A 13239-nucleotide genomic window follows, 5' to 3' on the forward strand; every position below is an offset into this window, starting at 1 on the left:
TTTATTTTAAGTGTTTATTGTACGTTTGTAATTGCCAGACAATAGTAATCTTTTTATATTTAAATTTAATATTTATGAAATTCAAATCAGACCTATCTCTTAAGTCAATGCAAAGGACAGTAGTTCTTGCAGTTTTACTAATAGTGATTTTTGTTTGCCAATCATTAGGTCAAAATATTTGGACAAGAATTGAGAATAGAAATCAGACATTGAATGTGGAAAATCAAACTGAGTTCAGTGTTGGTGGTCTAAATTTGAAGATTGTAAATGAATCACAGACCGTAGGTGAATTACGGCCTAATATCGACTTAGCATTTGATTTTGTACCCTCTGAATTGCTGGAAATCAGAAATCGAGATAGTCTATATCATTTGGGTGATGTAAACATAATGCTGCGAAAGAAAAATGACAAGGATTGGATAAGATTTTCATCTGCCAAAGAGCGCAAATCTGTCAGTCCTTTAGGACCATCAAAGGAATATCTTTTAGGATCTATCCTAAATCCCACTTTAGGAGAAGATTTTCCTATTGAAATTAGGAGGTATTGGGAGGAAAAGGATGGCCTGCTTTTAATGAGATTTGAAATCATCAATAATAGCCCTTCGGCTGTGGAAATTGGTTATTTAGGATTCCCTATGGTTTTTGATAATATACTTCACCGAAAAAACCTGGAAGAAGCGCATCTTCAAAAAGTTTTTTACGATCCTTATATGGGTAAAGATGCAGGCTATCTTCAGGTTGTTAGGTTGAGTGGTAAAGGACCTGTGTTATTGGTGTTGCCAAATGAAAATGCGGGATTTGAAGCCTATAATCCACTTTTGGATGATTTGACTCCAAGAAGTATCACATTTGAAGGATTTCATGATTGGGTTGTTCACAGCAAAGCACTAGCTGAAACAGAATGGGAAAATGTATCTCCATGGAATAGCCCGACATCAACGTATCTTGAACCTGGGGCAAAGCGATCAGTATCTTTTAAATTTGTTTTGGCTGAAAATGTTAAGGAAATAGAAAAAACCTTGTCCGAGCACGAAAGGCCCGTAGCTGTTGGTATACCCGGTTATGTCATGCCTATGGATATTGTCGGTAAATTATTTTTGAACTCCCCAAGTGAAATCAAAGAAATGACCATTGAGCCCGAGAATGCTATTGAGATTAAGAGAATAGGTAAGAGCAAATCTGGGATGTGGACAGAATTTCAGGTCAATGGGAAATCATGGGGAAGAAGTAGGATTACCATTGAATATGAAAATGGGGAAAAGCAAACCATACATTATAATGTCATCAAACCTGAGAAAGAGGTAATCGCTGATTTTGGGAGATTCTTGACTACCGAACAATGGTATGAAAACGATCAGGATTTATTCGGTAGGCATAACTCGGTGATATCCTATGATATTGAGGAAAATGCCAAAGTATTGGAAGATAGCAGGGCTTGGATTCCCGGACTAAGTGATGAAGCGGGAGCCGGTTCTTGGCTTGCAGCGATGATGAAGCAGGTAATTCAGCCAAATAAAGGAGAGATGGAAAAGCTATCCAAATTTTATTTTGAGACACTTTGGGGAGGTATTCAGTATAGCGAAGGTCCAAAAAAATATGGCGTAAGAAAAAGCATGTTTTATTATGAACCAGAGAAATTTCCCGAAGGTACTTACAGTAAAGATATCAACTACGGAACTTGGGCAGCCTGGGATCAAGAACAGGCTGAATCAACAGGTAGATCTTATAATTACCCACACGTTGCCGCAGCGCATTGGGTAATGTACAGGTTGTCAAGGTTTCATAAAAATCTTGTCGATCAAGAATCATGGGAATGGTATTTGGAAAATGCATTTCATACTGCTAAAGCGATGGTGGAACAGGCACCCCATTATGCACAATACGGTCAAATGGAAGGTACAATTTTCTTAATGATTTTAAAAGATCTACAAAGAGAGGGTATGGTTAATATGGCTCAAGAATTAGAGGACTTAATGAGGAAGAGAGCTGATATTTGGGCAGCGCTTGCTTATCCTTTTGGCAGTGAAATGCCCTGGGATTCTACCGGTCAAGAAGAAGTATATATGTGGTCAGATTATTTTGGATTTGATGAAAAATCTGAAGTTACCCTCAATGCAATTTTGGCTTATATGCCAACAGTTCCGCATTGGGGCTATAATGGGAGTGCAAGAAGATATTGGGATTTTGTGTACGGAGGCAAATTACGAAGAATTGAAAGGCAATTACACCATTATGGATCTGCTTTGAATTCCATTCCTGTTTTGAGTGCTTATCACAAAAATCCTGAAGATCTTTATTTGTTAAGAGTAGGTTATGGCGGTGTATTAGGGGGGATTTCTAATATTACCCAAAATGGTTTTGGACCTGCAGCATTTCATTCATTTCCAAATACCTTAAAAATAGATGGCTACTCTGGGGATTATGGTTCAGGATTTTTTGGATATGCTGTAAACTCACGAAGTTATCTTGTATTACATGAAGATTTTGGTTGGTTGGGATTTGGAGGAAATGTGAAAGAGGAAAAGGACTGGATCAATTTAGAAATAAAAAACGCATCAAGGTCTGCCGTATGGATAGGGCCAGAAAAAATTCTATTGGAATTGGATGCCGGAAATTTTGAAAGCGTACGCTACAATCAGAAATCCAAAGAAATAGAATTGATTTTTTCTCCAAAATCCACCTTTAAAGATAAGGTTTATCTGAAACAAAATGACAAGGTCGGAAAGGTATATAAGCCTGATATCCAATATCCGGTAGAGAATGGATCTTATGTAATTGAGCTAAAGAGTGAAAGATTAAAGTTGATACTTGAAAAGTGATTTTTACACTTATTAAAAAACCAAAGAGCTACATTTTGTAGCTTTTTATTTTTTTAATATTAAACCTTTTTAATCTAGTCAATATAGTATTAGTATTTATCATTTCTGTATAATTTCCGCATAAGTGTTTTTAGTACATTTATAATATTCATTTTCTATAAAAAAATCATTTCGTGATTTAGAATTATGAATGTAACTCAATTAACTACATCATTTAACCGAAATGCTTATGAAACATTTTACAAAATTTGTCAGCATGCTAGTAATAGTAGGGCTAGTAGGGGCCGGACCGACCATTTCAGTATGGGCGTCAAGTTCAGGTCCAAATGAATCTGGTTCAAACTCCTCCTTTAGCAAATTATCTGATCGGGATTTTGATAGAACAATCAGGGGAGTGATTACTTCTTCTGATGATGGTTTACCAATGCCAGGTGTGAGTGTTCTTCTTAAAGGCACTACAAGAGGAACCGCCACGGATATTGATGGTGCATACTCCATTACTACACCCGATGAAGGTGCAATTCTGGTTTTTAGTTTTATCGGATTCAAAACGCAAGAGGTTGCTGTGACAAATTCTTCTGTCCTCAATTTAAAAATGGAACTTGACCTCACTGCAATGCAAGAAGTGGTAGTAGTGGGATATGGAACCATGAGAAAAGGAGACATCACCTCAGCGGTAGCACAGGTCAAACCTGAGGAATTCATCACCGGAGCTGTAAGAAATGCGGGGGAACTGCTGCGAGGTAAAGTTGCAGGGCTTGCTATCAGTACGCCAACTGGGGATCCGTCGGCTGGACCTGAGATATCCCTTAGAGGTATTACATCCGTATTTGGGTCATCAGCACCTTTAGTTTTGATTGATGGATATCCGGGAAGCTTAAATGTGATTTCTCCTATGGATATTGAATCTGTCGAAGTATTAAAAGATGCTTCTGCATCAGCAATTTATGGAGCCAGAGGAAAAAACGGTGTCATCTTAATCACTACTAAACAAGGTAAATCAGGTAAGCCTACTGTTGAATACTCAAATTTTATGTCCACGAGTAATTTCGTGAGAACTGCTGATTTTATGTCAGCGACTGATATGAGAGGCTTTATAGATCAAGGTTTGATAGATCCTTCCAACGATTTGGGAGGTGACACTGATTGGCTAGGGGAAATAACAAGAGATGTTCCGTTTAATCACTTTCACAATGTTTCTTTAAGAGGCGGCACGGAGCAGACCAAGTATGTGGCCAATATGAGTTATCAGAATGAGTTAGGTGCATTTTATGGATCTGCGAATGAGGAATTTAAATTTAGAATGGACCTTACACAGTTTTTCGCAAACAATAAGGTTAAGGTAAACATGAATGTTTTGAAAGGTATCCAGAACATTGACGCTAGATTTGGAGGATGGGCATATCGTCAGGCACTTATCCGAAACCCAACAGACAGGGTTTTCAATGATGATGGCCGCTATCAGGAAAGACCCGAACAGTTCCAATATGAGAACCCATTGGCATTGATCAATGAGCAGGATTATAAAAATGTAAATGATTGGTTATGGTTGACAGGTTCGGCTTCTTATTTCCCTGTTCCTGAACTTGAGTTGAAAGTAGTAGGCTCTCAACACCGGTCCACAAATGATTTTGGTAGTTATCAGACAAGAAACCACATCTCAACGATTAGAGATAACAGAAATGGGGTTGCCAATGTGAGTAACTCCCTAACAGTTGAAAATTTCCTTGATCTGACTGCTGATTATCAGAAAATCATAGGTGACCACAGGGTTCATGGGATGGTTGGATACAGTTATATTGATTGGGTCAATACGGGCATGGCAACCAGTAATTTCGGTTTTCCATCTGATGTATTTTCTTTCAGAAACATCCAACAGGGTACTGCTTTAAGACAAGGTTTGGTAGGGACATTTGCAAACTCATCTTTTTCAGACTGGAAACTGATAGGATTTTTTGCGAGAGCAGGATATGGCTTCAAGGACAAATATAATATTCTCGGTAGTTTGAGATATGAAGGTTCTTCAAGATTCGGAACAAATCAAAAATGGGGATTATTCCCAGCTGTCTCAGCAGGTTGGACTATCAGTAATGAAGGCTTCCTGAAAAGCTCATCGGTAGTGGATTTCTTGAAGATTAGAGTCGGATATGGAGAAACTGGATCTGTTTCTACTGGACCCTACCAATCTTTGACCAGGTATGCCTATAGTCCAACGCAGTTTTATTTTGATGGCCAGAATTGGGTAAGCGTTTTGAATCCAGTTGCAAATCCAAATCCAAATTTGGGATGGGAAACCAATATTGAATATAACATTGGTTTGGATTTCAATCTTTGGAAAAATAAGCTTAGCGGTTCAATTGATTATTATGACAGGACCTTACAGAATTTAGTTTATAGTTATCCAGTACCTGTACCACCAAATTTGGTTGGCACTACCTTGGCAAATGCTGCCGCCATGCGAAATTCAGGAATGGAAGTAGCATTCAACTCTGATCTGATCAAAAAGGAAAAAATTGAATGGAGAGCCAATGTCAATTTCAGCGTCAATACAAATGAATTGACTCGTTTGTCCAGTGAGGAATTTCAATTAAGAAATGATTTCTTCTTTACAGGAGGAACAGGTGATCCAATTCAATTAAGCACACACAAAGTGGAAGAAGGTCAGCCAATCGGTTCATTCTTTGGATTTAAAAGTGTTGGCGTTGTAAATGATCCTTCTGATCCTGCGAGAAATGGAACTTGGTTGATAGAGGGACAAGACGGAGAAATCAAATCCATTTTGGATGCCAACCCGGATGATAGACAAATTTTAGGAAACGGTATGCCCAAATATTTCCTGAATTTCAACAATTATATCAGGATTGATAAATTTGACATCAATGTCACCATGAGGGGTGCATTTAAGTACCAGATTCTGAACTTCCAAAGGATGTTCTATGAAAATCCCAATATTGTTTACAACAGATTAAACTCCTCCTTCGATCCTATTGATGGACAGATTTTGAGAAGCCCTCAGTCCTATGTCAGTCATTACATAGAAAATGGGGATTTCTTGAAAATTGATAACGTATCAGTTGGGTATAATATTCCAACAGAAACATCAAGGTTCTTCACCAGTGCCAGGGTTTACGTTGCAGGTTCCAACTTATTTACATTTACCAATTATCAAGGACTTGATCCTGAAGTACCAAGAGCTGGATTAGCTCCAGGAAATGACGGTCGTGACAAATTTCCCACACTAAGGATTTTCACAATAGGAACAGATCTTAGATTTTAAATGAAAGTCAATATGAAAAATTCATTAAAAAAATTCAAATACATCATTGGTGTAATGGCACTGATGATAGTCTCTTGCACAGATTTATCAGAGAGACCTTATAACGTACTGATAGAAGATGATTTGGGAAGTGATACCCAGACTCTTAATGCTTTGACAGCTCCGGTTTATACAAGGTTAACGGATGTGCTTTATGGCTGGCATGGATATTTTGATCTTACCGAGGAAAGTTCTGATGCCATTGTAACTCCAGCAAGACCCAACGGATGGGTGGATGGTGGTACTTACAGAAACCTTCACATGCATACATGGAATGCATTTCAGTCTCAACCAAATGGTCTTTGGAATAGGGTCTATGGTGCACTTAATGTTCTGAATAATGGACTTCTTAATTATTCAAGACTTGAAGGCCCTGAAATAGAAGTCCTGGTAAGTGAATTGAGGGCTTTGAGAGCCTTATATTATTACTTTCTGTTGGATGCTTTTGGAAATGTACCCATAGTGACAGAAGCAGACTTGCTTAATGTTGGTGCTTTGCCAACACAATCGACAAGGAGACAGGTCTTTGATTTCATTGAAAGAGAACTTTTGGAGGTAATGCCGATTATTCCTGAAACCAAAGTTTATGGAAAAATGAATAAATGGGCCGCTAAAATGATTCTTGCAAAAATATACCTTAATGCTGAGGTATATATTGGTCAATCAAAATATCAGGAAGCCATTGTTCAGGTTGATGACATTATCAATTCAGGTTTGTATCAATTGGAATCCAATTACCATAATAATTTTATTACTGAGAATCAGGGTTCCAGAGAACAGATATTTTCGGTAATATTTGATACCACAAGAGCAGGCTGGTTCCATTATCACTGGAAAACCTTACATCCCGCTAGTTCTGCAACATATAATCTTGGTTCAGCACCTTGGGGAGGCAGCGGAGCAATTCCACAATTTATTGATACCTATGAAGATGGAGATGACAGGTATAACATTTGGATAAGAGGGCCTCAGTTTACGTCAAATGGCCAACCTATTTATAATTCAATGGACCCAACTCTTCGGGACACTCAATTGAATTATACAAATTTCATGGGAAGTGTGGATGGAACTAGGGAGTATGAAGGTTTTAGAGTCGGTAAATATGAAATTGCCTTGGGTACTGTTGGACCTTTGAGTAATGATGTTCCACTGTTTAGATATGCCGATGCATTGATGATCAAAGCAGAATGTCTTTTGAGAACCGGAAATAGTGCCCAAGCAGCGCAGATTGTGACTGAGGTAAGGTCGAGGGCATTTGAAAATGCTGAAGATGCGGTAGTGACCGCAGCAGATCTGACTTCAGGGAGTAGGTATCAGTATGGAAACTACGAAAGTGGTGTCATTACAAATTTAGAAGGAGGAGCAGACATACCTTTTGGTAGATTCTTTGATGAATTAGGTTATGAATTTGCTGCTGAATTCCATAGAAGGCAGGATATGATTAGATTTGGTGTATACACCAGAAAATCCTGGCTTAGCCATAGACCTAATGGTGACCATAGGACGATATTCCCAATACCCCAATCGGCTATCGAAGCTAATCCTAATTTAAATCAGAATCCTGGTTATTAAATAATCAGTTTAAATAAAAAAGATACCCGGTAATTGGAATTGCCGGGTATCCTTTTTTTATTCAAACTAAAAATCGAACAAAATGAAAATACAGGTCAAATTGAGAATTTTAATTTTCTGTTTTAATATTTTTGCACTAACTCTTAATTACAGCGATTCTTTCGCTCAGGGTACTTTAGAGGATTATCAAAGGGCAGAAAAGGTAAAAACAGAATCCCAAAAAGTTTATAATGCTCCCAACTCCTTCACATGGACTGATGATGGTACTTTTTTTCATTATTCTAAGCAAACACCTCAAGGAAAAGAATATTGGATATTTGAAGCAAAGTCAGGTAATAAAAAATTAATGTTCGACCATGAAAAGCTGGCAGGAGAGGTTTCAAAGATCAGTGGGAAAACATTAAAACCATACGATCTGGATTTGAATATCAGAAGTTTTGATCCCATTAAAAATCAATTGGTATTGATTCTTGAAAATGCCGAGTGGCAATATAAAATTGAGGAGAGTACTTTGGAAAAAATCAAAGAAATTCCTAGCAGAGGCAGAGGATATTGGGGACAAAGAAGAGATGACAGGGTAGGAGATCCGGTATTTTCGCCTGATAAATCCAAAAGCGCTTTTATAAAAGATAATAACATATTTATAAAAAATGGTGACATAGAAAAGCAGGTCACTTTTGATGGAGTACCAGGGCATTATTATGCTGCAGATATTACCTGGTCTCCTGATAATAAAAAACTAGCTGCTTTAAAAGTCAGACCCGCAGAGGTTCGTAAACTAACTTTGATAGAATCGGCCCCTAAAAGTCAGTTTCAGCCTTTGTTTCAGCAACGAGACTATGTCAAGCCGGGTGATGCTCTTCCAATCAAAACCCCTGTATTATTGGATTTGGAAAAAGATTTTTCCTATGCAGTGGAAAGTTCATTGATTCCTGAACAATTTTCTATATCCCGAATCGCGTGGAGAGAAGATAGCAGGTCCTTTACTTTTGAATACAATGAAAGAGGGCATCAAAAATACAATGTAATTGAAGTAAATGCGGTTCAGCCTAATGCCAAAGTTTTGATCAGTGAGACAAGTGAAACATTTATCGATTACAGCGGGAAAAATTACCGTAAGGATATTGCTGATGGAAAAGAAATAATTTGGTCGTCGGAAAGAGATGGGTGGAGGCACCTGTACTTGATTGATGGCAAAACAGGGAATGTGATCAATCAAATCACCAAAGGCAATTGGGTGGTTAGAAATGTGATCCATGTTGACGAGGAAAAACGAAAAGTAATATTCTATGCGAGCGGACTCAACAAAGGAGAAGATCCTTATCATTTGCATCTTTGTTCGGTCGATTTTGACGGATCCGGAATGCAGGTCTTGACCAAAGAAAATGCCAATCACACCATCACATTTTCGCCTGATTATAAATTCTTCATCGATTCCTATTCAAGACAGGATTTACCTACTGTATCCAAATTAGTTTCATTGGATTCCAAACCAAAAGATTTGTTTACGATTGAAGAGGCTGAAGTAAATTCGCTTTATGCTGCGGGATGGAAAGAACCTGAGATTTTCCATGCCAAAGGTAGGGACTCCCAAACAGATATTTGGGGCTTGATCATCAAACCCACAAATTTTGACCCTTCGAAAAAATATCCTGTGATTGAATACATTTATGCAGGACCCCATAGTTCACATGTGCCCAAAGGTTTCCGTCCAAACTATGCTGGGCTGAATGAACTGGCAGAGCTCGGATTTATCGTGGTTCAGATAGATGGGATGGGTACATCCAACAGGTCCAAAGCTTTTCATGATATAGCCTGGAAAAATCTGAAAGATGCGGGCTTTCCCGACAGGATAAAATGGCTGCAAGCCGCTGCAAAGACAAGAACTTACATGGATATTGACAATGTGGGAATTTTCGGAACCTCTGCTGGAGGCCAAAGTTCTGCCGGGGCATTGGTTTTCTTTAATGATTTTTACAAAGTAGCGGTCTCATCTTGTGGCTGTCATGACAATAGGATGGATAAAATCTGGTGGAATGAGCAATGGATGGGATACCCAATTGGTTCACATTACGAAGAATGCTCTAACACAGCCAATGCGTCAAAACTTCAAGGGAAACTCCTTTTGATTGTTGGAGAATTGGACGACAATGTTGATCCTGCTTCCACTCTTCAGTTTGCTGATGCATTGATTAAAGAAATGAAGGATTTCGACATGATTTTTGTGCCCGGAATGGGGCATAGTTCAGGTGGAGCATATGGTGAGAAGAAGCGAAGAGACTTCTTTGTCAAAAACCTATTGGGTGTAAATCCCCCTTCATGGAATTAAACTATTAAAAATGCTGTGAACATGAAAATGAATAAACTTATAGTAAAAGCATTGATGCTTTCACTGGTCATTATATCCTCTATGGCGACAGCAAGAGGCCAAAGTGGTGACCAAATTCTAGACGGAATCGGGGAAACAGATTTGAAGGCAAGGTATGTTTTTGATGGAGATTTTAGAGATTGGTCCAGAAACAATCTGCATGCTATTTATCGGGGTTCAAAACCTGAATTTATCAAGGATGAGCGATTTGGAAATGTATTGTCAATTTCAGGGAAGAAAGGAGAATTCATTTCCATTCCCAAAGAAGCATTTTTGGATGTTGAGTCCCTCAGTATTGCCACTTGGGTATATCTTAGATCCGAGAAGTCAAAACAATTTCTTTTTGATTTTGGAACTGGAAAAAAGAGCCGGTTTGCGGTATCGCCATTCGGTGCAGGGGAAAATGAAGGGTTATTGTTAAGCCTACAAACCCCAAATGGTAAAGAGAAAAAACTTTCCGCTCCTGAACTGCCGACCAACAAATGGGTTCACTTTACTGTTGTATACGATGTGCCTTCTAAAACCCTGACCTGTTTTGCTGATAGTAAACAGATAGGTGAACCAATAGCATTTGATCATGAATATTCAGAAGTTTTTGGCTTGGAAAACATAAAAGATATTCAATTTTTCCTCGGAAGATCGTTGCAGTCAGAAGCCAATAACTTGGATGCTATGCTGCACGATTTAAGATTTTACCGGGTACCCCTAAGCACCAAACAGATCGCAGGAATCTATTATAATGCTTGGCGAAATGTCAACGAAGATGCTTCGCCTAACAAAAAAGCTGAAGATGATCTACCTTTATTTTCAAAAAACACTGCACAGCTTTACAATACCTATCTCTTGGATGTGGCTGATGTGGAAGTGGAAACTGAAATCGGGAATTTACCAAGGTTGCCGACACATGTTCAGGGAGTTTACCAAAATCAACTAGATGGCCCTAAAGTCCGGGTAATCTGGCCCGCACCAATAGACAACGCTGAGGTGATTCAATCCGGGTCATATACCATTACAGGTATGGTGCCGGGAACCAAATTAGCGCCAAAAGCCAAGGTTATAGTCAAAGAAAGTGGTAGTAATTATGCACCAGCTTTGAAATTGGAGTCTTTTCATCTCCAACAGGTAAGTCTAGATGCAAATGTCAATAGTCAGGAAACTAAATTTGTCCAAAACAGAGATAAGTTTATTTTAACATTGGCCGAAACGGACCCCAATGCTTTCTTGTACATGTTCCGACATGCCTTTAATCAACAGCAACCCGAAGGAGCAAAACCATTGGGAGTATGGGATAGTCAGGAAACCAAATTAAGGGGACATGCCACAGGTCATTATTTGACGGCCATAGCGCAGGCTTATGCTGGAACGGCTTATGATAAAGAGTTGCAGCAGAATTTTTTAGACAAAATGAACTACATGGTTAACAGCCTTTATGAATTATCGCAATTATCGGGGAAACCTAATCCAGAAACCGGAACCTCAGTGAATGATCCTACAAAGGTACCAATGGGATCAGGTAAGTCTGAATTTGACTCTGATTTAAGCGATGAGGGAATCCGAAATGATTACTGGAATTGGGGCAAAGGATTTATCAGTGCATATCCTCCTGATCAGTTTATCATGCTGGAAAATGGCGCCAAGTATGGTGGTCAAAAAAACCAGATATGGGCCCCATACTATACCCTTCACAAAATTCTAGCTGGGTTGATTGATGTCTATAAAGTCAGCAACAACAAAAAAGCTTTGGAAATAGCTGTCGGTATGGGTGATTGGGTGTATGCAAGACTTAATGCCTTACCGCAGGAGACGTTGATCAAAATGTGGAATACTTACATTGCAGGAGAGTTTGGTGGAATGAATGAAACGATGGCCTCCCTATATGATATCACCAAAGACCAAAATTACCTTAAAGGAGCTCAGCTTTTTGATAATATTCAGATGTTTTTTGGAGATGCTGATCATTCCCATGGGCTTGCCAAAAATGTGGACACATTCAGAGGATTGCATGCCAATCAGCATATTCCCCAAATAGTTGGCAGCTTGGAAATGTACAAGGTGTCAAATCGAGCAGATTATTTTAAGATAGCCGATAATTACTGGTTTAAAGCAGTCAATGATTATTCCTACAGCATAGGTGGGGTAGCAGGAGCCAGAAACCCGGCCAATGCGGAATGTTTTATCAGTGAACCGGCAACCCTTTATGAAAACGGATTCTCAACCGGGGGGCAGAATGAAACCTGTGCTACTTACAACATGCTGAAATTGACGGGTAACCTCTTTTTATTTGATCAGCGTGCGGAATATATGGATTATTATGAGCGTGGGTTGTACAACCATATTCTGGCATCTGTTGCCGAAGACAGTCCGGCCAATACCTACCATGTTCCGCTCCGCCCAGGTTCTATCAAACGTTTTGGAAATGCAAAAATGACCGGTTTTACCTGCTGTAATGGAACAGCCATAGAGAGTAGCACCAAACTCCAGAATTCCATTTATTTCAAAAGTAAGGATAACGATGCCCTGTTTGTCAATCTGTATATTCCATCAACACTTAACTGGGAGGAAAAGGGCATTACCCTCAAGCAAAGCACCAATTATCCCAAAGAAGATAATACACTGCTGACAGTGAGTGGTGAAGGTAATTTCGATATCCATGTTCGGGTACCGGGATGGGCTACCAAAGGTTTTTTTGTAAAAATTAACGGGATAGAGCAACAACTTGATTATAAGCCAGGATCTTATTTAAAACTCAGCAGAAACTGGAAAAATGGAGATACCATTGAATTGAAAATGCCTTTTCATTTTTACCTCGACCCGGTAATGGATCAGCCAAATATTGCCAGCTTGTTTTACGGGCCGGTATTACTTGCAGCACAGGAAACAGACGCCAGAAAAGAATGGCGTAAAGTAACCCTTCATGCAGAAGATATCGGAAAGTCCATAGTTGGTAATCAAAAGGAATTGAAATTTACAATTGATGATGTTGAGTTCAAACCCTTTTATGAAACCTATGGAAGGCATTCTGTTTATCTGGATGTAACTTTAAAATAACAAGTTGACTGAGATTTATAGGTGTATGAAAAAAGAATGGTTATCTGCTTCTTTGCCATTAACCCAATATTTTACTACAAAAAGGTAGGAAGTCCGATGCTCCGTAATTTCAGTTT

The 13239-nt window shown here is 38.9% G+C and carries 5 protein-coding genes; all 5 read left to right on the forward strand.

The genetic code is table 11. From position 1 onward, the window contains the following. Window positions 1-74: 74 nt before the first annotated feature. The 5 genes from HMJ38_RS04365 (at window position 75) to HMJ38_RS04385 (ending at window position 13123) form a co-directional block, all read left to right on the forward strand. Entirely contained in the window at window positions 75-2819 is a 2745-nt protein-coding gene (locus HMJ38_RS04365; RefSeq protein ID WP_194973148.1) for a DUF5695 domain-containing protein, read from the forward strand. 256 nt (window positions 2820-3075) lie between these two features. Further along, window positions 3076-6096, forward strand: a complete 3021-nt coding sequence (locus tag HMJ38_RS04370; protein WP_228779881.1) for a SusC/RagA family TonB-linked outer membrane protein — start codon at window positions 3076-3078, stop codon at window positions 6094-6096. A 12-nt stretch (window positions 6097-6108) separates the two neighbouring features. Further along, on the forward strand, window positions 6109-7707 hold the full coding sequence (locus HMJ38_RS04375; protein WP_194973150.1) for a RagB/SusD family nutrient uptake outer membrane protein: 1599 nt from the start codon (window positions 6109-6111) through the stop codon (window positions 7705-7707). 82 nt (window positions 7708-7789) lie between these two features. Beyond that, a complete protein-coding gene (locus HMJ38_RS04380; RefSeq protein ID WP_194973151.1) occupies window positions 7790-10036 on the forward strand; it encodes a S9 family peptidase in 2247 nt (748 codons plus the stop codon). Window positions 10037-10057: 21 nt separating this feature from the next. Next, window positions 10058-13123: a beta-L-arabinofuranosidase domain-containing protein gene (locus HMJ38_RS04385; protein ID WP_194973152.1), complete on the forward strand. Its 3066-nt coding sequence runs from the start codon at window positions 10058-10060 to the stop codon at window positions 13121-13123. Window positions 13124-13239: the final 116 nt, after the last annotated feature.

It is taken from the genome of Aquiflexum lacus (assembly GCF_015476655.1).
GTDB classification, from domain to species: Bacteria; Bacteroidota; Bacteroidia; order Cytophagales; family Cyclobacteriaceae; genus Aquiflexum; species Aquiflexum lacus.

Bases quoted from the DNA above. Each gene is read 5' to 3' on its own strand.
- HMJ38_RS04365 (WP_194973148.1), top strand. From the start codon at position 75: ATGAAATTCAAATCAGACCTATCTCTTAAGTCAATGCAAAGGACAGTA.
- HMJ38_RS04370 (WP_228779881.1), top strand. From the start codon at position 3,076: ATGCTAGTAATAGTAGGGCTAGTAGGGGCCGGACCGACCATTTCAGTA.
- HMJ38_RS04375 (WP_194973150.1), top strand. From the start codon at position 6,109: ATGAAAAATTCATTAAAAAAATTCAAATACATCATTGGTGTAATGGCA.
- HMJ38_RS04380 (WP_194973151.1), top strand. From the start codon at position 7,790: ATGAAAATACAGGTCAAATTGAGAATTTTAATTTTCTGTTTTAATATT.
- HMJ38_RS04385 (WP_194973152.1), top strand. From the start codon at position 10,058: ATGAAAATGAATAAACTTATAGTAAAAGCATTGATGCTTTCACTGGTC.